This window comes from Kitasatospora sp. NBC_00458 (genome assembly GCF_036013975.1).
Classification (GTDB): domain Bacteria; phylum Actinomycetota; class Actinomycetes; order Streptomycetales; family Streptomycetaceae; genus Kitasatospora.
The window spans coordinates 2,558,452-2,579,131 of the sequence record NZ_CP107904.1; the positions used below are offsets into that span (position 1 = coordinate 2,558,452).

The 20,680-nt window shown below is 71.6% G+C and carries 22 protein-coding genes; 7 read left to right on the top strand and 15 right to left on the bottom strand.

Annotation, left to right across the window (positions count from 1 at the left end; all coding sequences use genetic code 11):
• The first annotated feature begins 105 nt into the window (after nt 1-105).
• Nucleotides 106-1,434, top strand: coding sequence for a DUF2252 domain-containing protein (locus OG550_RS09995; RefSeq protein ID WP_327676336.1), 1,329 nt, complete (start codon nt 106-108; stop codon nt 1,432-1,434).
• A 10-nt stretch (nt 1,435-1,444) separates the two neighbouring features.
• Here the strand turns inward: OG550_RS09995 and OG550_RS10000 are convergent, their stop codons facing one another.
• Together OG550_RS10000 and OG550_RS10005 are read right to left on the bottom strand one after the other, a co-directional pair.
• Nucleotides 1,445-2,662, bottom strand: a complete 1,218-nt coding sequence (locus OG550_RS10000; RefSeq protein ID WP_327676337.1) for a hypothetical protein — start codon at nt 2,660-2,662, stop codon at nt 1,445-1,447.
• A complete protein-coding gene (locus OG550_RS10005) occupies nt 2,649-3,080 on the bottom strand; it encodes an ATP-binding protein (protein WP_327676338.1) in 432 nt (143 codons plus the stop codon). The genes OG550_RS10000 and OG550_RS10005 overlap by 14 nt, the downstream gene beginning before the upstream one ends.
• Before the next feature lie 185 nt (nt 3,081-3,265).
• Between OG550_RS10005 and OG550_RS10010 the strand changes: the two genes are divergently transcribed.
• Nucleotides 3,266-4,141 carry a helix-turn-helix domain-containing protein gene (locus tag OG550_RS10010; RefSeq protein ID WP_327676339.1) on the top strand — a complete coding sequence of 292 codons (876 nt, stop codon included), beginning with the start codon at nt 3,266-3,268 and terminating at the stop codon, nt 4,139-4,141.
• Nucleotides 4,138-4,365 carry a DUF397 domain-containing protein gene (locus OG550_RS10015; RefSeq protein ID WP_327676340.1) on the top strand — a complete coding sequence of 76 codons (228 nt, stop codon included), beginning with the start codon at nt 4,138-4,140 and terminating at the stop codon, nt 4,363-4,365. The genes OG550_RS10010 and OG550_RS10015 overlap by 4 nt, the downstream gene beginning before the upstream one ends.
• Nucleotides 4,366-4,623: 258 nt before the next feature.
• Here the strand turns inward: OG550_RS10015 and OG550_RS10020 are convergent, their stop codons facing one another.
• From OG550_RS10020 to OG550_RS10040, 5 genes are all read right to left on the bottom strand, one after another.
• Complete coding sequence (locus OG550_RS10020) at nt 4,624-5,214, bottom strand: class IV adenylate cyclase (protein WP_327676341.1); 591 nt, start codon at nt 5,212-5,214, stop codon at nt 4,624-4,626.
• Nucleotides 5,211-5,888, bottom strand: a complete 678-nt coding sequence (locus tag OG550_RS10025) for an SAM-dependent methyltransferase (protein ID WP_327676342.1) — start codon at nt 5,886-5,888, stop codon at nt 5,211-5,213. Before OG550_RS10025 ends, OG550_RS10020 begins: the two co-directional genes overlap by 4 nt.
• Nucleotides 5,806-6,447, bottom strand: coding sequence for a hypothetical protein (locus OG550_RS10030; RefSeq protein ID WP_327676343.1), 642 nt, complete (start codon nt 6,445-6,447; stop codon nt 5,806-5,808). The genes OG550_RS10025 and OG550_RS10030 overlap by 83 nt, the downstream gene beginning before the upstream one ends.
• Complete coding sequence (locus OG550_RS10035) at nt 6,440-7,342, bottom strand: radical SAM protein (protein WP_327676344.1); 903 nt, start codon at nt 7,340-7,342, stop codon at nt 6,440-6,442. Before OG550_RS10035 ends, OG550_RS10030 begins: the two co-directional genes overlap by 8 nt.
• A 107-nt stretch (nt 7,343-7,449) precedes the next feature.
• Entirely contained in the window at nt 7,450-8,142 is a 693-nt protein-coding gene (locus OG550_RS10040; RefSeq protein ID WP_327676345.1) for an HAD family hydrolase, read from the bottom strand.
• A gap of 95 nt (nt 8,143-8,237) precedes the next feature.
• On the opposite strand from OG550_RS10040, the gene OG550_RS10045 reads away from it, so the two are divergent.
• Nucleotides 8,238-9,008, top strand: coding sequence for an XRE family transcriptional regulator (locus OG550_RS10045; protein ID WP_327676346.1), 771 nt, complete (start codon nt 8,238-8,240; stop codon nt 9,006-9,008).
• Nucleotides 8,995-9,462 (top strand): NUDIX hydrolase, encoded by a 468-nt coding sequence (locus OG550_RS10050; RefSeq protein WP_327676347.1) that lies wholly within the window; start codon nt 8,995-8,997, stop codon nt 9,460-9,462. Before OG550_RS10045 ends, OG550_RS10050 begins: the two co-directional genes overlap by 14 nt.
• Here OG550_RS10050 and OG550_RS10055 read toward each other — a convergent pair.
• Together OG550_RS10055 and OG550_RS10060 are read right to left on the bottom strand one after the other, a co-directional pair.
• Nucleotides 9,450-10,013, bottom strand: a complete 564-nt coding sequence (locus OG550_RS10055) for an HD domain-containing protein (RefSeq protein WP_327676348.1) — start codon at nt 10,011-10,013, stop codon at nt 9,450-9,452. The two genes, OG550_RS10050 and OG550_RS10055, sit on opposite strands and share 13 nt — an antisense overlap.
• Nucleotides 10,014-10,238: 225 nt before the next feature.
• Nucleotides 10,239-10,880, bottom strand: coding sequence for a dienelactone hydrolase family protein (locus tag OG550_RS10060; RefSeq protein ID WP_442905968.1), 642 nt, complete (start codon nt 10,878-10,880; stop codon nt 10,239-10,241).
• A 151-nt stretch (nt 10,881-11,031) separates the two neighbouring features.
• Between OG550_RS10060 and OG550_RS10065 the strand changes: the two genes are divergently transcribed.
• Nucleotides 11,032-12,666 (top strand): alkaline phosphatase D family protein, encoded by a 1,635-nt coding sequence (locus OG550_RS10065; protein ID WP_327683781.1) that lies wholly within the window; start codon nt 11,032-11,034, stop codon nt 12,664-12,666.
• 54 nt (nt 12,667-12,720) lie between these two features.
• On the opposite strand, the gene OG550_RS10070 is transcribed toward OG550_RS10065, so the two are convergent.
• Nucleotides 12,721-13,566, bottom strand: coding sequence for an ABC transporter permease (locus tag OG550_RS10070; RefSeq protein ID WP_327676350.1), 846 nt, complete (start codon nt 13,564-13,566; stop codon nt 12,721-12,723).
• A 110-nt stretch (nt 13,567-13,676) separates the two neighbouring features.
• The gene (locus OG550_RS10075) at nt 13,677-16,538 is read right to left on the bottom strand and encodes an alpha/beta fold hydrolase (RefSeq protein WP_327676351.1); all 2,862 of its coding nucleotides are present in this window, start codon (nt 16,536-16,538) and stop codon (nt 13,677-13,679) included.
• Nucleotides 16,539-16,695: 157 nt separating this feature from the next.
• On the opposite strand from OG550_RS10075, the gene OG550_RS10080 reads away from it, so the two are divergent.
• The gene (locus tag OG550_RS10080) at nt 16,696-17,712 is read left to right on the top strand and encodes a mechanosensitive ion channel family protein (protein ID WP_327676352.1); all 1,017 of its coding nucleotides are present in this window, start codon (nt 16,696-16,698) and stop codon (nt 17,710-17,712) included.
• Nucleotides 17,713-17,852: 140 nt separating this feature from the next.
• Here OG550_RS10080 and OG550_RS10085 read toward each other — a convergent pair whose 3' ends face one another.
• The 4 genes from OG550_RS10085 to OG550_RS10100 form a co-directional block, all read right to left on the bottom strand.
• Nucleotides 17,853-18,323, bottom strand: coding sequence for a GNAT family N-acetyltransferase (locus tag OG550_RS10085; protein WP_442905969.1), 471 nt, complete (start codon nt 18,321-18,323; stop codon nt 17,853-17,855).
• 10 nt (nt 18,324-18,333) lie between these two features.
• Nucleotides 18,334-19,272, bottom strand: a complete 939-nt coding sequence (locus tag OG550_RS10090; RefSeq protein ID WP_327676353.1) for an RluA family pseudouridine synthase — start codon at nt 19,270-19,272, stop codon at nt 18,334-18,336.
• Between the two features lie 54 nt (nt 19,273-19,326).
• Nucleotides 19,327-20,049 carry a signal peptidase II gene (gene lspA / locus OG550_RS10095; protein ID WP_442906142.1) on the bottom strand — a complete coding sequence of 241 codons (723 nt, stop codon included), beginning with the start codon at nt 20,047-20,049 and terminating at the stop codon, nt 19,327-19,329.
• A gap of 111 nt (nt 20,050-20,160) precedes the next feature.
• The gene (locus OG550_RS10100) at nt 20,161-20,676 is read right to left on the bottom strand and encodes a TraR/DksA family transcriptional regulator (RefSeq protein WP_327676354.1); all 516 of its coding nucleotides are present in this window, start codon (nt 20,674-20,676) and stop codon (nt 20,161-20,163) included.
• Nucleotides 20,677-20,680 lie beyond the last annotated feature (4 nt).

Genomic DNA, 20,680 nt, shown 5'->3' on the forward strand with positions numbered 1-20,680 from the left:
CGAGCCACCGACAGGGCCCGGACCGGCACTCACACGTTCACGCTCCTACTCTAGCCTCCGAACGCACTCGCCCCAGGCCACCCGCCACGCATCGAAGGACCGCCCATGCCGCACCAGCAGCCCCCCGCCACCGACCGCGCCGAGACGGTGCTCAGCGTCTTCGACGCGGCCTTCGGCGACCTCCTCGCCCAGGATCCGGCGGCGTTCCGGGTGAAGTTCCGGAAGATGGCGGCCTCCGCCTTCGCCTTCTACCGGGGCACCGCCGGCCTCTACTACGCGGACCTCACCACTGAGCCGTTCGAGTCGTTCGGCGCGCCGTTCCTCGACGAGCGCACCAGCCGGGTCTGGATCCACGGCGACCTGCACGCGGAGAACTTCGGCACCTACCTGAACGCCGAGGGCCGCCTGGTCTTCAACGTCAACGACTTCGACGAGGCCTACGTCGGCGCCTTCACCTGGGACGTCCAGCGCCTCGCCGCCTCGCTCGCCCTGATCGGCTACGCCAAGGCGCTCTCCGACGACACCATCACCGAACTGGTGACCGCCTTCGCCACCGCCTACCGGACCCGGATCGCCGCCCACGTCACCTCCGGCGACGCCGACCCGTACACCCTGGACACCGCCACCGGCCCGGTCCTCGACACCCTCCGGCAGGCCCGGCTGCGGACCCGGGTCTCGCTCCTCGACGGCGACACCGTCATCGAGGGCTACGACCGCCGCTTCCGCCTCGGCGGCGGCGCGATCGAGCTCGACGAGCCCACCAAGGCCGAGGTGCTGGCCGCGTTCGAGGACTACCTGACCACCCTGCCGCCGGCCTCCCGCACCCGCCCCGCCGCACTGCGGGTCAAGGACGTGGTCGGCCGCCGCGGGATCGGGATCGGCTCGGCCGGCCTGCCCTCGTACAACCTGCTGCTCGAAGGGCACACCGACGCCCTGGAGAACGACGTCATCATCTACATGAAGCAGGGCCAGACCCCGGCCGTCTCCCGTCACGTCACCGACCCCGCGATCGCCGGGTACTTCGAGCACGAGGGCCACCGCACGGTGATCTCCCAGCGCGCCCTCCAGGCCCACAGCGACCCGTGGCTCGGGTACACGACACTGCGCGGCCGCGGCCAGCTGGTCGCCGAGGTCTCCCCGTACGCGACGGACCTCGACTGGCGGGACCTCAACGAGCTGCCCGACCTGCTCGCCGTCACCGCGTACCTCGGCCGGGCCACCGCCACCATGCACGCGGCGGCCGACGAGTCCTCCAGCGGCCACACCCTGGTGCCGTTCTCCACCGAGCACGCCATCCACGAGGCGATCTCCCGCGACGAGGCCGGGTTCACGGCGATGCTGGTCGAATTCGCCCACGCCTACGGCGCCCGGGCGCGCGCCGACCACCAGCTCTTCGTCGACCTCTACCGCAACGGCCGCATCCCCGGCCTCTGACCACCCCCGGTCACCCCCGGGTCAGGGCCGCCAGCCGCTCCCCGGCGGCGGCCCTGACCTCGGGCTCCTCCAACACGTCGTCCCGCAGGTAGGCCAACCGCTCCCTGACCTCCGCCCGGTCCTGCGCGTGCCGCACCCCGAGCAGCCGGGCCGCGTCCTCGCAGTCCCAGAGGCACTCCAGGTACACCTTGTCCAGGCCCATCCGATCGATCTCCGCCAGCGCCTCCAGGTAGCTCACGCGCTCGTACGAGTGCGGCGTCCACAACCAGAACCGCCGGAGCAGCGACACCGCGTCCCGGGCCTCCGCCCCGAACCGCCGAAGCCCCTCGGCCGTCCTCATCGGCCCGCACCACCGCCGCCCCGCCCAATCCCGCTCCAGGTCTGCGACCAGCACCGGGACGTCCTCGACCGTCCCGTGCTCGGTCAGCACCCTGTGGCCCAACAACCGCAGCCATCCAGGCTCCGTCACCGCGGCCCACTCCCGCGCGGCGGGCACCGCCAAGGGCCCGAGCTTCTCGACCACCCCGATCAGCGGCCACAGGATGTGCTTCCCGTCCGCCGTCCCCAGCGACGGCACCAGGGGGATCACCCCGGGCTCCGGACCCCGGTCGTCGATCACGTCGAGCGCGGCGGTCCTGCGCTCCTCCGACTCCCCCGAATCCGCCAGCAGCTCCAGCAGCCCGGCATTGTCGACGCCCGCCAACGGCTTCCGCTCCCAAGGCCCGTGCACCGGCCCCGGCCCGGCCAGCTCCCACCGGTACCAAGGCTCCCCCCAGCGGTCCTCAGGGTCCCGCTCCGCCCGCTCCCGCCCGATCTCCGCCAGGTCGTCCCACCACTCCACCGGCCAGCGGCACGCCATCTCCTCCAGCGCCGCGACCCAGTGCTCCCCCTCCTTCACATACGCCCGCAGCGCCTCCCGGGCCTCCCCCGAGCCGTCCAGCGCCAGCAGCCCCAACACCCGGGCCGCCCGCTCGCTCGCCACTTCCCCCTTGCCCAGCCCCTCCACCACCGGCCCCAGCGGCAGCTCCAAGTCCCTCACCAGCCGGGCCAGGTAGAGCCCCCGCCGGTCGACCGAGTCCCACCGCCAGTCCCACCGGACGCACCCGTAGACCACCTCGGCGGCGGCCGCCGGATCCTCGGCGGCCATCCGCGCCCCGAGCCCCCGCCCCCGCTGCACCAGCCCCGCCAGCGTCGCCGCCGGCGCATACCGCCCGTCACTCATCACCATCCCCCCATCCTCCCCTCCCCCGCACGTCCACCACGGCGCAGACCACCTTCCCGTCCGGCAACGGCTCCCACCACCAGCCCGGCGCCAACCGCCGCACCATGACGAGCCCCCGCCCATGCTCGTCACCATCTCGCCGTGCCCGACCACTGACGAACCCCGGGCAGGAGTCACTCACCCGGATCACCACGGCACCCGCCGCGACCGTCCGAAGCGAGACCCCGACAGCACTCCCGCCCGCATGCACGACCGCATTGGTCACCAGCTCGGTGACCACCAGTTCGAACTCCAGCAGGTCGTCCCGACCAACGCCCCACGCCCTGACCTCCGCCACCGCCCTGTGCCGCACATAACTAACGGCTTCCGATCGAGAAGGGACAAACCATGACACTTGCCGGAAATCGGTCTCGACGAGCAGCATCAAGATCACTCCTGTGGGATCACGCACGGAGGAAACGGGCGACATCCAAGCCGCGGACTGCCACGCGCTCAGCACGCTCCGCAGCCATCGCCAGCATGCCCCGGCAAGCAAGAGGTAGGCAATATTCCAGGAAATATTCCTACTTACGAGCTACCTCATCGGGCCACAGGTGGCACACTGCTGCCATGGCAAGGAAGACAAGCCCGACCCCGCCATCGGTATACCGGCGTCAGCTCTCCTCTCGTCTCAAGGAGTTGAGAGCAGAGATCGGCCTGACACTGACCGAGGTGTGCGCCGTCGTGGAAGTCAGCCAGGGCTCGCTGAGCCGCATTGAGAACGGCGACCGCGGGACAACCCCATTGCTCGCCAAGGCTCTTCTGGACTGCTACGGGATAACGGACCCTGCCGCCCGCGAGGACATCCTCGACCTGGTCCGCGCCGACGCGGCCCAGCGGCAGCCGTGGTGGAAGAAGTACTCCGCCGTCATCAACACCACGAAGTACGGCGGCTACCTGACTCTTGAGGCGAGCGCTGTCTCACTTCGCACGTATGAGTCCCTGCTGATCCCGGGGCTTCTCCAAACCGAGGACCACGCCCGTCAGGTCATCACCAGCATGCGGTTCGACCTTCGGCCCGACCAGATCGAAGCTCTGGTCAAGGTCAGAATGGGCCGCCGAAGGCTGTTGGAGGGCGATGACTCCGTCGAGTTGTGGGCCGTGATCGACGAAGCCGCCCTCCATCGGATCGACGACCCCGCGACTCTGCGCGGCCAGCTCGAACACCTGCTGGAGGCGATGTCGCAACCGAACATCACGGTGCAACTCCTGCCCTTCAGTGCGGGCTTCCATCCAGGGCTGGACGGCCCATTCGTCATCATGGACTTCGCCAAGCCCAACCCAGGCGTGGTGTGGATGGAGAATGGCCCCAACTCGGTGTACTTCGAGGGCGCGGATGAGCTGTACCACTACAGCCGGGTCTTCGATCATCTGCGAGCACTGGCCCTCGGCCCGCCCGAGACCCATGCTCGTCTGGCCAAGATGCTCAAGGAGAGCCGCACGTGACCCACAAGCCCGACCCGGCCGCGATCGACTTCTCCGACGTCCTCTGGGAGAAGTCCCCGTTCAGCGGCGGCAGCGACAACTGCGTCGAGTTCGGCGCGATCGGCGAGTTCGTCGCCATCCGCGACTCCAAGAACCCCGCACAGACCCCGCTGATCTACACCCGCTCCGAGATCCGCGCCATGGTCGACGGCGCGAAGGCCGGCGCGTTCGACCACCTGCGCTGAATCATGGCCGCCTCCGTCACAGGTGACGGAGGCGGCCGAAACCACCCTGCGCAGGAAGTCGGCCGGGCCGACTTCCTGCGCAAAAACAGAGACAGCCTCAGCCGACCTACTCGTCCAGCAAGCCGAAGGCAGCCACGTCCTACTCAGCTACGGAGCGTGCCGGTCCGCCGGTCCCGGGGTGCCCGAACCCGGGCCGGGCGGAGTGCCGCGCCCCGGTATGCGGCCCGGTCACGGGTCGGGTGCGACGCACCTGCGAGGTCAGGCCACCGGGGCCGAGTGCTCGTCGGAGGACCCAATCTGGTGGCTGCTGGCGAAGAGGAGGGTGGGTTCGGCGAGGATGTCGCGGCCTGCCTCGCTCTTGTAGATCTCGTCAACGCTGCCGAACCTGGCCTCGGAGTAGTCGAGTTCGAGCAGGGCCGCGGCCTGGCGGACGGATGCCTCGTCGGGCCCTTCGATCTCCACGAAGGTGGCGAGGTCGGGCCAGGTGTCGAAGTCGAACGCGACCTCGCCCAGGCGCCACTCCTCGCGGTAGTTCTCCTGGTAGCGGACCTCGCGCAGGCCGAGGCTGCGGAGGATCTCGGCCATGGCCGGCAGATCGGTGACCTCGGTCTCGATCTCGGTGGTGCCGTCGATCGTGGTGGAGTCGGTGACCTGCTTGAGCGTCAGCGTGGACCGGTTGCCCTCGTCACGCAGACGGACCCATGCACCGCCGTCGAGCGCGTCGTTCTCGAAGATCTTCCTGGTGAGCAGGGTGCGGGGGAACGCCTGGACGGCTCCCAGCGCGGCCAGGCGCTCCTGGAGGTCGGATACGTCGACGGCGAGGAACTTGGCCTCGTACTCGTGCTTCATGAGTCCTTCTTCCTGTGCAGGTGAGAGGGGCCGGGCATGCGGGCTGCGAGGAGCAGTCCCATCCGGTGGGTGTGGTCCTGGAGCCGGCCGAGGTGAGCCCGCTCGGTGAACTCCGTCGTTCGCAGCGTCAGCAGAACGTGCCAGGCTCTGGTGAATTGGCAGCTGAGCTTCTCGGGTGACGTGTAGTGCTCGACCAGGTGGTGGCGCGGCTCCACCGGCATCATGAACTCCGCGCCGAACAGGCCGCCGGCGCGCACCAGGAGCTGCATGCGGGCGACGAACTCGGCGAGCGGGCGGTGGTGGTTGGCGCTGTAGTGCCAAGAGCAGCTGGTCCAGACGGCATCGCAGAGCCTGTCGAGCGGCTTGGAGTCGAGGAAGTCCTCCTCTACGACTTGGACCCGGTCGTAAAGCTCTTCGAGCTTGAGACGGTCGATCAGCCCCATTGCGTGGGCATTGACGGAGCCAGGCAGGTGGACCTCGCCGCCGTGAAGGGCGAGCGGGTCGCGCTCGACGGCGATGACGCGGTAGCCGGCGGCGGCAAGCGGAAGGACGAACTTGCCGTCGCTCGCGCCGATGACCGCGACGGTCGCGTCAGGGGATGCGTGCTCCTTCAGCGCGGCGAGGAACTGGGGGAAGAAGGTGAGGGTGTGCTCCCACAGGCTCTGCGTCTGCACGACGGTGGGCTCCTTGGGTATCGGTGGCAAGGATGGCCTGGACGACCTGCTCCGGTTTGAGGCCTGTGGTGTCCACCCGGTGCATCGGGAACAGCGCGTAGGCGGCGGTGATCCGCTCTGCGGCGTCCTCACCGAGGGCGTCCCATCGGGAGGTCGGCTTGTCCCGCTCGGCAAGGCGGCGCAGACGCTCCTCCTCCGTGCAGAACAGCTGGTAGGTGACGGGCTGGGGGAGGTCCGGCGGCAGTGTGACGCCGAGGCACGCTCCGAGGGCTTGGTGGTTGGCCAGGCACCGGGCAAAGTAGCTCTCCACGACGATCGGGACGTCGGCGGCGAGGTAGCGCTGTATCTCATCGACGGCGGTGAAGAGTGCGGAGAGGTAGAAGCTCATCCGGGCCTCGACGTTGTCCCGCAGGTCGATCTCGCGCCGCAGGGGTTGGTAGAAGAGCGGCACGGTGGGGACGAGGACGGCCTCGCGGGCTGCGGCGAGCATCGGTGCAATGGTCGACTTGCCAGTGCCGCGGAGCCCTTCGATGCTCTCGAACAGCGGGCGGTCAGACACGGGCGTACACCACGTCCGGCACAGCAAGGGTGAGCTCGTCGGTCGCGGAGGGTCGGTAAACGATGTGGCCGGCGAGCTTGTCGTACCAGAAGGCGTGCGAGTCCTTGCCGACGGCCTTGCAGGACATGGTGAGCGCACCGCGTGGGTCGGCCTCGATCCGCTCGATCTCGCGCGGGCCGCCGATGGGAGCGCAGACCTCCGGGGCGCCGTCCTCGGACAGATCCTCGTCGACAACCACCTCGATCGCGAGCTCCGCGCCCTTCAGCTGTTCGCGTAGGCGGGCGTAGGCGGCGGGCTCGGTCACGAGCAACTCGGGGTGGTCGGCCGCGTTGCCGACCGGGCGCATGCAGTGGAGCTTCAGCTGTCGGACCCCGTAGTCCTGAAGAGTGCGAGCCAGCGGAACCACCTCATCGATGTTGCGGGCGGTCACCGTCATGGTGGCGCCTGTGGCAACGCCGAGCTCCCGTGCCAGGCCGAGCGCGCTCAGCGCACCCTGGTAGCTGCCGAACTTACGGATGTGGTCGTTGGTCACGCCGATGCCCTCCAGCGACACCCTCAGCAGGTCGAGGTAGGGGGCGATCTCCGTGAGCCGGCGCTCGATGCGGTAGCCGTTAGTGCAGATCTCGACCTGCAGACCGAGCTCCTGTTTGGCGTGACGGACTACCCGCGTCAGGTCCTTGTAGACGAACGGCTCGCCGCCGAGCAGGGTGACGGCCTCGGTGCCGTACCGGTCATGCATGAGAGCCAGAAGGTCGATGGCCTCCTCTGCGGAGAACGCGTCGGCGTGCTTGAGGCGCTCACCGTGGAAGCAGTGCAGGCACTCGAAGTTGCAGCGGTACAGCAGCTGCAGGTAGAGCATCCGGATCCGCTGGATCCCGGTCACTGCGCCGATCATGTGGGTCTCCCTCCGCCGATTGCCTGGCTGGTGACCTGATGGTGGCGGAGAGTGTCGGGACCGTGGCACCGCGTCCCAGGACTGTTCCAGGACGTCCTGGGACGTTGTCAGTGCGCCGCGAACGACCGCAGGAGAGCCAGAAGACCTGCGCTGTCCGACAGATCCGGCAGCACAGTGCTCGCGCCGGCGGCAACGAGGTCGGCCTGGCTGTCGACTCCCGTGGCCACCGCGATGACCCCGGCGTTCGAGGCGAGCGCCGCCTCCACATCGCGAGGGGTGTCTCCCACCAGGACGACCGGCACACCGACGGACAGGCCGCGGTGCCGATGGACACGTTCACGGGCGACAGCAACCAGCTCGGGACGCTGGACCGCATCGGCCCCGTAGGCCCCGACGGCCATATCCAGCAGCCCGTCGAGGTCGAAGGCCGCGAGCTTCACCCGCGCGTTGGCCGCAATGTTGCCGGTCAGCACCGAGGAGACCCAACCGGGCTGGTCCGCTGCCGCCGCAAGGGCGGCCCGAACGCCCGGCAGAGCTGTGCCGCGCCGACGGAGCTCGCCAAGCCGCTCGGCTCCCGCAGCTTCAAGGGCTGCCTGGACGGCCGTCCAGTCCGGCTCCGGCCGGTGGTTGCGAAGGAACATCTCGCGCATGATCAGACGGTCGGTGCGGCCTTCGGTCCGAGCCGCCTGCATCGGCGGATGTCCCGCCAAGGAGGTGAAGGCGGCGGCGTAGATCTCCTTACTCACCCCCGCGTTCTCGATGAGCGTGTGGTCAATGTCCCAGAGGATGATCAGCGGCATGCCGCCAGGGTAAGCACCCTGTCGAACCGTCAGCTCCACGAAGCGTCCCGCAACGTCCTTGCGAGCCAATGTCAGCCTCGGCTTATATGGGATCCGTGAACGAGCGACTTCGCTCCGTACTCGCCCAGCGCGGTGTCTCCCCTGAGTCCCTCGCCGCCGAGTGCGAGGTGGACCCCAAGACCGTAGGCCGTTGGCTCGGCGGGCGTGTGCCGCATCCGCGACACCGCTTCGCTGCCGCCCTGCACTTACGAGTGGAGGAGACCTTCCTCTGGCCTGCACCGCAGCCCCGGTCAGGTCGGCCGGACACGGTCGGCATCGAGCTGGTAGGCACCTACGCCAACCGGGCCAGCGTGCCCAGGGAGGTGTGGCTGTCTCTGCTGCAGGAGGCCGAGACGCAGATCGACGTGCTCGTGTTCTCCGGGACGTTCTTCGCCCAGACCAACCCGCACGTCGCCAGGATGCTTGCCGAACGGGCCGCCGCTGGCGTTCGCGTCCGCCTCTGCTTCGGAGACCCGAAGGGCCAGGCCGCCGCTGTCCGGGGCCACGAGGAGGGTATCGGCGACACCCTGGCGGCGAAGATCCGCGCCTCACTCACCTACTACCGAAGCCTCCCGGCAAAGGCCGGCTGCGAGGTGCGCCTCCACGACACCACGCTCTACAGCTCGCTGTTCCGCTACGACGGCGATCTCCTGGTCAACCCGCACGTGTGGGGTCAGCCCGCGAGCGCCAACCCCCTGCTCCACCTCAAGAGAGTCGACTCCACGGGCTGGTTCGACAACTACGCTCAGAGCTTCGAAGCCGTCTGGGACAGCGCAAGGCCTTGGACACCCGAACCGGAGGGGACCACCACGCATGGGCAGGACTGAGTATCTCAACGACCCCGACGCCCCGAAGGCCAACACCCTGATCCCCGCCAGCAACCTGCTCGTGGTCGACGACAGCGGTGCCATCCTGCTGCAGCGCCGTCGCGACACCGGTCAGTGGGCTCTGCCCGGCGGAGCGCAGGACATCGGCGAGACCGCCGCCCAGTGCGCGGTGCGCGAATGCCTGGAGGAGACCGGCGTCATCGCCGAGGTGACCGACTTCCTGGGCGTCTACACCAACCCGCACCACATCGTCGCCTACACCGACGGCGAGATCCGCCAGCAGTACGAGAACACCTACATCGGCCGCCCCATCGGGGGCGAGCCCACGATCAACGATGAAGCCGACGGCGTCCGCTGGATCCAGCCCGCAGACCTTGACCAGTACGACATCCACCCCAGCATGCGCCAGCAGATCGGCGACTACCTCGCCGGCACCTACCCCTACCTCGGCTGAGCAGCCAGCGCCGACTCCACCCGCGCAACCCCCGCGAAGATCTCCGGCTCCGCCCGACGGATGAACCGCCCCACCACACTGTCCGCCCCGTAGCGGCCGACGATCTCCGCCACCCGCTCCTCGGCGGTCGTCCTGGCACCGTCGGGCGTCGTCGTCAAATCGCAGTAGACCAGCGCATCGACCAAGCGCTGGTCTTCAAGCAACGGGAACTCCGCCTCCAGCACGTCGCGGAGCCCGCGCTCCTCCGCCTCCAGCAGCGCGAACGAGTGGTTCGCAACGAGCCGCACCAAGCGCTCGTCCGCCCCATGGGCGTCACGCAGGAACCTGGCGCCGTCCACCGGGTGGAACCCGGACGTCGCCAACCGCGGTGCATACCCGACATCGTGCAGTACAGCCGCCGCAAGGAGCAGGTCGGCCTTGTCGCCCAGCACATGAGCAAGATCGGTCGCGCGCGCCGCGACCCCTTGCGAGTGCGTCCACCTCCGTGGCAGCGCCACGGACAGTTCCGCCGCTGCTACCTGCCGCGCCCACCGGGGCAGAACTTCACTCATGACCAAGTGCCTTCCCCTCTGCCGAGAAAGACAGTCATCCGACGTGGGCCAAGGCATGGCGGGGTGGTTGGTGGCGTCCTCTCGCCAGTACACAGCCATGCGGCTTCAGGGTAACGATTCCTCGCCCGACCCCGACTCTCTCCACCGAGAGCCCGCAAGACCCGGATCCTCCCCTTGCGCAGGAAGTCGGCCGGGCCGACTTCCTGCGCAGGGGCAGGGGCGGCCTCAGGCGGCCTGGTCGTCCAGCTCGGCGAGGAAGTCCACCGCCACCGCCCAGGTCCGCTCCGCCGCCTCCGCGTCGTAGTCCGGCAGGTCGGGGTCGGTGAAGACGTGGCCGGCGCCCCGGTAGCGGTGGATCTCCACGTCCGCACCGGCCTTGCGCATGCCCAGGTACCAGGCGTTCAGCCAGTCCTCCGGCTCGAACGGGTCGGGCTCGGCGATGTGCAGCTGGACCGGGATCGAGGTGGCCGCGTCCTCGCGGATGTCGGAGGTGCCGTGCAGGAGCAGCAGGCCGAGGGCCTTCTCGTCGGCGAGCGCGAGGTTCTGGGCGAGCGAGCCGCCGAGCGAGAAGCCCGCGTAGACGAGCGGCGCCCCGGAGCCCAGCAGCGGGGCGGCGGCCCCGACGGCCCGGCGCAGCAGCTCGTCACTGCCGACCTCCTCCTTGTACGCCATGCCCTCCTCGACGTCGTCGAAGGTCCGCCCGTCGAAGAGGTCGGGGGTGTGGACGGTGTGCCCGGCGGCGCGCAGCCGGTCGGCGGCGGCCTGGACTGCGGGGCGCAGGCCGTACACGGAGTGGAGGAGCAGGATCTGTGCCACGGGCGGGACTTCCTTGCGACGGTGCGACGGGGGGCCGGAACAGCCTCCCATCATCGCTCATGGCCGCCGGGTGGCCGAGCGCACCCGCCACGGTGGCGGGGCGTCACTCCTCGGTGAAGCGGCAACGAACAGTCAGTTCAACATATGGAACAGCGCATTACCGGCCGGTAGCCTGTCGGCCGTGACTGACCTTGTCGATGACATGACCGCCGCCCGCCCGCACCGCCGCCAGGTGCTCAAGGCCACCGCCCTCGCGGCCGGCGCCGCCGCCCTGCCGCTCACCCTCGGCACCGCGGCCCACGCCGCGGCCGCCCCTCAGTTCCTGCACGGCGTCGCCTCCGGCGACCCGCTCCCCGACGGCATCCTGCTCTGGACCCGCGTCACCCCGGCCCCCGAGGCCCTCCCCGGTTCCGGCCTCGGCGCCGACACCGAGGTGCGCTGGGAGCTCGCCACCGACAAGGGCTTCACGCGCATCGCGGCGAGCGGCACGGTGACCACCACCGCCGCCACCGACCACACCGTCAAGGCGGACGTCCGCGGCCTCGCCCCGGACACCCTCCACTGGTACCGCTTCACCGCCGGCGCGACCGTCTCCCCCGTCGGCCGCACCCGCACCACCCCGGCCGCCGACGCCGCGCTCGACAGACTCCGCCTCGGCGTCGCGTCGTGCGCCAACTGGGAGGCCGGCTACTTCTCGGCCTACCGCCACCTCGCCGCCCGCGGCGACCTCGACGCCTTCCTCTTCCTCGGCGACTACATCTACGAGTACAAGACGGGCGAGTTCTGCGCCCGCGGCTCGGTGGTCCGCCCGCACGCGCCGGCCCACGAGATCCTCACCCTCGCCGACTACCGCACCCGGCACGGCCGCTACAAGACCGACGAGGACCTCCAGGGGCTGCACGCGCAGGTCCCGACGATCGCGATCTGGGACGACCACGAGTTCGCGAACGACGCCTGGTCGGGCGGCGCCGAGAACCACACCCCGGGCGCCGAGGGCGACTGGGCGGCCCGGGTGGCGGCCGCCAAGCAGGCCTACTTCGAGTGGATGCCGGTGCGTCCGTCCATCGCCGGCACCACCTACCGCCGCCTGCGCTACGGCAAGCTCGCCGACCTGCACCTGATGGACCAGCGCTCGTTCCGCTCCCAGCAGGTCAAGGTCGGCAACGGCGACGTCGACTCGGCCGACCGCACCATCACCGGCCGCGCCCAGATGGACTGGCTGAAGTCCGGCCTCTCCGCCTCCGACACCACCTGGCGGCTGATCGGCAACGAGGTGATGATCTCCCCGGTCGCCCTCTTCGCCCTCCCCGACTACATCCTGCGCCCGCTGGCCAAGCTGCTCGGCCTGCCGGGCGAGGGCCTGGCGATCAACACCGACCAGTGGGACGGCTACACCCACGACCGCCGCGAGCTGCTCGGCCACCTCACGGCGAACGGCATCACCAACACCGTCTTCCTGACCGGTGACATCCACTCGGCCTGGGCGTCGGACGTCCCGAACGAGGCCGCGACCTACCCGCTGTCGGGCAGCGCCGCGACCGAGTTCGTGGTCACCTCGGTGACCTCGGACAACATCGACGACTTCCTCAAGGTCGCGCCGCAGACCCTCTCGCTGGTCGCCGCCGCCGCGCTCCAGGCCTCCAACCGGCACATCAAGTGGGTCGACCTGGACTCGCACGGCTACGGCGTGCTGGACATCACCCCGAGCCGGACGCAGATGGACTACTACGTCGTCTCCGACCGGACCCGCAAGGACGCGACCACCAAGTGGACCCGCTCCTACCGCACCAAGTCCGGCACCCAGCAGATCGAGCGCGTCTACGCCCCCGTCAGGTAGCCGCCGGGGCCCGGGGGCCTGCCCGTCGGTCGACCGGCGGGCGGGCCCCCGGGCTCAGGACACCACGTCCTTGCGGGCGAAGCCGCGGAAGGCCAGGGCCAGCAGCACCACCGCATAGGACAGCGACAGCGAGACGCCCTGCACCATGCCGCCCCACTCCAGCTGCGGCTGCAGGGCGTCCGCCCACGCGTACTGCCAGTGCGCGGGCAGCCAGGCCCGCATGTCGCCGAGCGCGGTGATGGCGTCCAGCACGCCGGTGATGATCGAGGCGAACACCGCCCCGCCCACCGCTCCCAGCGGCGCGTCGGTGGCGGTGGAGAGCCAGAACGCCAGCGCGGCGATCACGATCTCGCTCAGGAAGACGAACACCACCGCGACCGCCAGCCGGGGCAGCGCCTCCCCCGCCGTCAGGCTCGCGCCGGCCGGCAGCTTGAGGTCGCCCCACCCGTACGCGGCGGTGCCGACCCCCAGCCCGACCAGCGGCAGCAGCAGTACCGCTCCGGCCGAGAACAGCAGCCCGACGGCGAACTTGCGCGCCAGCAGCCGGGCCCGGGGCACCGGCGCGGCCAGCAGGTAGCGCAGCGAGGACCAGCTGGCCTCGGAGGCCACCGTGTCGCCGCAGAACAGCGCGACCGGGATCACCAGCATGAAGCCGGTGCCCATGAAGAGCATGGTGGCCGCGAAGTTCGGCCCGGACGAGGTGGCCAGCTCGATGAACGTGGTCCGGTCGGCCCGGCCCGGGGTGCCGGCGACCTGGAACGCCGCCAGCACGATGAGCGGCATCGCGGCCAGCACGCCGCCGATCACCATGGTCCGCCGGCGCCGCAGCTGACGGACGATCTCGACCCGCAGCGGCAGCGTCCGCCCGGCCCGGTACCCGGCCGCGTGGTCCGGCGACACCCCGCCGGACGACACCCCGCCCGGTGAGGAACCGCCCGGCGAGGAACCACCCGCTGAGGAACCGCCCGGCGGCACCCCGTCCGGCGACACCCCAGAAGACACCACGGCGTTCACGCCGCACCTCCGATCAGCGACAGGAACGCGTCCTCCAGGCGGCGCTGCGGCCCGGCCGACTCCACCGGCACCCCGAGCCGCACCAGCTCGGCCAGCAGCTGGCTGGCCGCCATGCCGTCCAGCCGGACGAGCAGCCCGCCCTCGACCGCCTCCGCCGAGCCGACCCCGGCCAGCCCGGCCACCTTCCCGGCCGCCGCCGCCAGCTCCGACGCCCCGAACGACGCGTCGGTGCCGACCAGCAGCTGCTCGCCACCGCCGACGATCTCCGCGACGGCGCCGGTGGTGACCAGCCGGCCGCGGTCCATGACCACCAGGTCGGTGCAGCTCTGCTCGACCTCGGCCAGCAGGTGGCTGGAGACGATGACGGTCCGCCCGGCGGCGGCGTACCTGATCATCACCTCGCGCATCTCGCGGATCTGCGGCGGGTCGAGCCCGTTGGTCGGTTCGTCCAGGATCAGCAGGTCGGGCAGGCCCAGCATCGCCTGGGCGATGGCGAGCCGCTGCCGCATGCCCTGCGAGTAGGTGCGCACCGCCCGGTCCAGCGCCTCGCCGAGCGCGGCGATGGCCAGCGCCTCGTCGAGGTGCGCGTCGGCCTCCGGCCGCCCGGTGGCCTGCCAGTAGAGCCGCAGGTTGGCCCGCCCGGTGAGGTGCGGCAGGAAGCCCGCGCCCTCGACGAAGGCGCCGACCCGGGAGAGCACCGGTGCGCCGGGCCGGACCAGGTGGCCGAAGATCCTGATCTCGCCGGCGTCCGGCCGGATCAGGCCCATCAGCATCCGCAGGGTGGTGGTCTTGCCGGCACCGTTGGGGCCGAGCAGGCCGAGCACCTGGCCCTGCTCCACCCGGAAGCCCAGGTCCTTCACCGCGTACCGGTCGGCGGCGCCCTTGTAGCGCTTGCTCAGCCCGGTGATCTGCAGCGGCACCCCGCCCAGCGCCGGGTCGTACGCCGCGCCCCGTTCGGCGCGGGCCCGGCGCCGCAGCCGGGGCAGCAGCAGGACGGCGGCGGCCACCGCGACGGCGACCAGCGGCAGCACCCAGGTCCGCGAGGGCAGCGGCGCGGCCTCGGTGACCAGTCCGTCGACGACGGGCAGGGTCAGCGGTCCGGTGACGGCGGCGCGGTAGGTGGCCGGTTCGGCGGGCGAGGCGTACGCCAGGTCGGTCGAGGCGAGCACCAGTCGGAGCCGGTGGCCGGTGTCGAAGGTGTGGTCGACGGTGGGCAGCGCCACGGTGACGGTCCGCCCGTCGGGGCCGTCCGCACCGGTCACCCGGAGCGGGGCGGACAGCTGCTGCGGCAGGGTCTGCCTGCCGTCCGGGGCGACGTCGTACAGCTTGGCGAAGAGCACCGCGTCCGGCCGGTCGGCCCGGACCCTGACCGGCACCGTGGGACGGCCGGTGAGGTGGACCGAGGCGTCGAGCGGTTCGGACTCGAAGGCGGCGAACTGGCCGGGGAAGTCCAGGGAGACCGAGGCGCCGAGGGCGGCGGCCTGGCTCAGCGCGCCGATGCCCGGCAGCGCGGAGATGTTGGGCGGGGCGCCGCCCGGCGGGTTGGCGAAGGCCTGCTCGCCGTCGGCCGAGGGCCCGGTCAGCCGGTACTGCCGGGAGCCGGTGCCGTCGAGCCCGGGGTAGGCGTCGGCCGTCGCGCCGCGCAGGACGGGCTGGAAGCCGGTGGAGTCGACCCCGCCGGTCCGGGTCACCCGGAACGCCGCGCCGGTGCCGCCGCCTTCGCCCGGCGCACCGGCCTTCGGGGCGCCGTCCTTCGAACCGCCGTCCTTCGGGGGCGCCTCGCCCTTCAGGTACCGGTCGAACCAGGCGGCCACCCGGGCGTCCACCCGCTCGCTGGTGTCGGTCGCCCCGTCGTGCCCGCCCGCGAACCAGTCCACCGCGACGGGCGCGCCGTTGGCCGCCACCGCCCGGGCGATGGCGTCGCCCTGGTCGAGCGGGAACAGCGAGTCCTGCTGCCCCTGGACGACCAGCGTGGGCACCTTCAGCCGGTCCGCGACCGAGGACGGACTGGACCGGTCGAGCAGTGCGACCGCCTCCGGGTCGGCGTGCCCGGCGGTGGCCACCCGGTCGTACATCCGGCAGAGCTCGTCGAGGAACCGTCCGCAGCCGACCTGCCCGGCCCCCTCCGGCGCCACCGACGGCCGGGCCGCACCGCCGGACGGACCGAGGTCGCCCGCCGAACCGGTGGTGAAGAAGATCCCGGCCCACAGCTTCTTGAACACCCCGTCGATCGCGCCGGAGCCCTGCACGCCCTGCGGGAACAGCGCGTCGGCCAGGTTCCACCAGGTGATCTGGCTGGCCACCGCGTCGATCCGGTCGTCGTACGCCGAGCCGAGCAGCGCGACCGCCCCGCCGTAGGAGGCGCCGGTGACGCCCACCCGGGGGTCGCCGGGGCCGTCGAGGCGCACCTCGGGCCGCTGGGCCAGCCAGTCGACCAGGTGCCTGACGTCCTCGACCTCGCGGTCGGGCGCGTTCAGCCCGATCTTGCCGCCGGAGCGTCCGAAGCCGCGCGCCGACCAGGTGAGCACCGCGTACCCCTGTCGGGCCAGCTGCTCGGCGCGTTCCCGCTCGCCCTCCTTGGAGCCGCCGAAGCCGTGGCCGAGCAGGACGGCCGGGCGCGGGCCGTCCCCGGTCGTGAAGAAGGAGGTGTCCAGCTGGACCACCTGGTGGCTGCCGGGCGTCTCGGGCATCGCGAGGAAACGATCCTCCTGACGGACCGCCTGCTCTCCGCCGGCCGCCACGGCCACCGCCGTACCCACCCCGGCCACCACCACCAGGGCCACCGCACCGGCCAGCAGTCTCCGTCCGGCCGCCGTACCGCGACCGCGCCACCGGCGCCACGCCCCACCGAACTCCATGGTCCGTGATCGTAGTCGCCGCCGCCGTAGGCGGCTGATAAGACCGCCCCGACCCGACCCCGACCCGGCCCCGGCCCCGCCCGACCCGGGAGGCCGATTCACCCCGCTATGCCCGGGTATCGTACGCACCACCCTCCCACCGACCGACGAGGTGCCCGTGCTCCGGCCGCTGATCACCCTGCTCGCCGCCGTCGTCGCCACCCTGGTGACCGGCTGGCTCGTCGACCAGGCCCTCCAGCGCGCCGCCGCCCGCCACCCCGACGCCCCGGTCTGGCCGCTGCTCCGGCGCTGCCGGGTGCCGCTGCAGCTCGTCGTGGTCTCCGCGCTGCTGCTGATCGCCCGGCCGCTGGAGCGGATCCTCCACGTACCCGACGAAGCCCCGCACCACCTGGTGCTGCTGCTCCTGCTGGCCTCGCTCGGCTGGCTCACCGTCCGGGTGGTGGCGGCGCTGCTGGAGGCGGTGCTCAGCCGCTACGAGACGGTCGCCGACGACCCGGCGCGGATGCAGCGGGTGCACACCCAGATCAGCGTGCTCCGCCGGGTGGTCAGCGCGGTGATCGTGGTGGTGACCGTCGCCGTGATGCTGCTGACCTTCTCGGCGATGCGCACCGTCGGCGCGAGCCTGCTCGCCTCGGCCGGGATCATCGGCATCGTGGCCGGCATCGCCGCCCAGTCCGCCCTCGGCAACTTCTTCGCCGGCCTGCAGATCGCCTTCGGCGACACCGTCCGGATCGGCGACACCGTGGTGGTGGAGGGCCAGCAGGGAACGGTCGAGGAGATCACCCTCACCTACCTGGTGGTCCGGCTCTGGGACTACCGCCGGCTGGTCGTCCCGGTCTCGTACTTCGTCAGCAAGCCGTTCGAGAACTGGACCCGCCGCGACCCGGGCCTGCTGGCCTCGGTGCTCCTCCACCTCGACCACGCGACCCCCGTCGACCTGCTCCGCACCGCCCTGCACGACCGGCTGGCGGAGAACCCGCTCTGGGACGGCGCCGAGTGGGCGCTCCAGGTCGTCGACACCACCCCGAGCACGATGCTGGTGCGGGCCACCATGACCGCCCGCACGCCGGACGACGCGGCCCAGCTCCGCTTCGACGTCCGCGAGCAGCTGGTCGGCTACCTCCGCGACCACCACCCCGAGGCGCTCCCCCGGCTGCGCACCGGCGAGGCCTGACGAACCGGACGGACCGGGACGGACCGACCGGGCCCGCAGGGAACACGCACGGGCGGGCCCGCCGAAGCAGGCCCGCCCGGGTCACGCCGCACAGCGCGGGGCAGCAGCGGGACAGCGCCCCTACCGCACCCGCGTCGTCGTCACAGCACCCGCGTCATCGTCCGGTGCGGGATCCCGGCGTCGTCGTAGACCCCGCCCTCGGCCACGTACCCGAGCCGCTCGTAGAACCCCAGCGCCTGCACCTGCGCGTGCAGCTCGACCTCACGCGCCCCGCGGCCGCGTCCGGCGGCCTCCACCGCCCGGACCAGCTCCGCGCCGAGCCCGGTGCCCCGGGCGGCCCTGACCACCGCGAGCCGGCCGAGCAGCACCCGGCCCTCGGTCCCGCCGGTCAGTTCGAGCGCCTGCTCGCCGAAGATGAGCCGGGCCGTCCCGAGCGGCTCCCCCGCCGGACCGACCGCCAGCAGGTGCTCCGAGGTGGCGTCGAGCTCGTCGTACTCCAGCTCCTCCGGCACGCCCTGCTCCTCGACGAACACCTCCCGCCGGACGTCCCGGACCAGCGCGAGGTCGTCCTCCCCCTCGGCGGTGCGGATCCCCGTCGCGAACGTGCTCACGCCGGCCGCCTCAGCTCTCGGACGAGATGATGTCGAGGGCCTTCCGCAGGTCGGCCGGGTACTCACTGGAGAACTGCACCCACTCGCCGTCCGCCGGGTGCTCGAAGCCGAGCGAGACCGCGTGCAGCCACTGCCGGGTGAGCCCGAGCCGCTTGGCGAGCGTCGGGTCGGCGCCGTAGGTGAGGTCGCCGACGCAGGGGTGGCGCAGCGCGGACATGTGGACGCGGATCTGGTGGGTGCGCCCGGTCTCCAGCTTGATGTCCATCAGCGAGGCGGCCCGGTACGCCTCGATCAGGTCGTAGTGCGTGACGGAGGGCTTGCCCTCGCGGGTGACCGCCCACTTCCAGTCGGAGCTGGGGTGGCGCCCGATCGGGGCGTCGACGGTGCCGCTCAGCGGGTCCGGGTGCCCCTGGACCAGCGTGTGGTACTTCTTCTCGGTGATCCGGTCGTGGAACTGCCGCTTGAGGTCGGTGTAGGCGCGCTCGGACTTGGCGACGACCATCAGTCCGGAGGTGCCGACGTCGAGCCGGTGCACGACGCCCTGGCGCTCGGCCGCGCCCGAGGTGGAGATCCGGTAGCCGGCCGCGGCGAGGCCGCCGATCACGGTGGGGCCGGTCCAGCCCGGGCTGGGGTGCGCGGCGACCCCGACCGGCTTGTCGACGAGCACGATGTCCTCGTCGTCGTGGACGATCCGCATGCCCTCGACGTGCTCGGCGACGATCTGCACGGGGGCGGCGGGGGCGGGGATCTCGACCTCAAGCCAGGAACCGGCGGTGACCCGGTCCGACTTGCCGGCCACGGCACCGTCGAGCGTCACCTTCCCGTCGGCGGCCAACTCGGCGGCCTTCGTCCGGGAGAAGCCGAACATCCGGGCGAGGGCGGCGTCGAGACGCTCGCCTTCGAGGCCGTCGGGTACGGGGAGGCTGCGGATCTGCGCTGCGGTACTCACCCGTACGAGTATGCCGGACGCGGGGCCCGCCCCTTGCGCAGTCGGCTCCCGGCCCTACTCGGCCGGGTCCCCCTTGCTCCCCTTCTCCGCCTGCTGGTGGACGGTGCCGTCGGGGTTGCTGCCCCGGAAGGAGAGCAGGACGACCAGGATGCCGCCGCAGACGATCGCCGAGTCGGCGAGGTTGAAGACCGCGAAGTGCTGGACGGAGATGAAGTCCACCACGTGCCCGCGGAAGACGCCGGGCGAGCGGAACAACCGGTCGGTGAGGTTGCCGAGCGCCCCGCCGAGCAGCAGCCCGAGCGCGATCGCCCAGGGCAGGCTGTACAGCCGGCGGGCGATCCGCCAGATCACCACGATGACGGCCGAGGCGATCATGGTGAAGACGACGGTGAGCGCCTGCCCCATGCCGAAGGCGGCGCCGGAGTTGCGGATCACCTGGAAGGTCACCACGTCACCGATCACCTTGATCGCCGCGTGGTTCTCCAGCCGGGCCACGACCAGCAGCTTGCTGCCGAAGTCGATCAGGAAGGCGAGCAGCGCGACCACCAGCAGCACGCCGATCCGCCGGCGCCCCTTCGGCGCGTCCCGATCCGGTTCCGCGCCGCCCAGGGCGGTGGCACCCGCCGGGGCGGGGCCGACCGCGGCGACGCCGACCGCCGTGGAACCGGTGGCGGGGCCGCCGGTCGCGCCGGGCTCGGTCACGGTCACCGCCACGGCTTCGGCGGGCGTCGGGACGGACTCGTCCCGCGTCTGGGGGGAACCTTGCGTACTGATGATCCGCTCCGCTGCCGTGACGTGGGTGGGCCGGGGAACGCCCGACCATCCGACAGATCAGGCGACGTTACGGGGTCGAGCCTACGGCAAGCCCGACCCCCCGCGTCGCCCCGGTCAGCGGCGTTCCTGCTTGGCCTTGCACTGGACGCAGAGCGTCGCCCGCGGGAAGGCCTGCATCCTCGCCTTGCCGATGGCCTGGCCGCAGGACTCGCAGGTCCCGAAGCCGACGCCCTCCAGTCGGACCAGCGCGTGCTCGGTCTGGGCGAGGCTGTCCCGGGCGTTGTTGGCCAGCGCGAGCTCGCTCTCCCGGGAGATGTTCTTCGTGCCGGCGTCCACCTGGTCGTCGCCGGCGCCGTCGTTGGAGTCGCGCATCAGGCCGGTGATGGCGGCCTCGGCCGCGTCGATCTCGTGCTGCAGCCGCTCCAGCTCGCTGATCAGCTCGGCGTGCAGCTCGTGCACCTCCTCCGAGGTCCACGGGTCCTCGCCGGGGCGCACCGGCAGCTCCGCCGGATCGACCGACTCGGCGCCGCCGCCGGCCCGGACGGCCCCGTTCTGGGCCGGGGTGCGGGTGCGGCCGGGGGCCACGAGAGCGGTTTCGGTGGTGTTCTTTCGCCGTGCGGTAGTGGTCACGGTC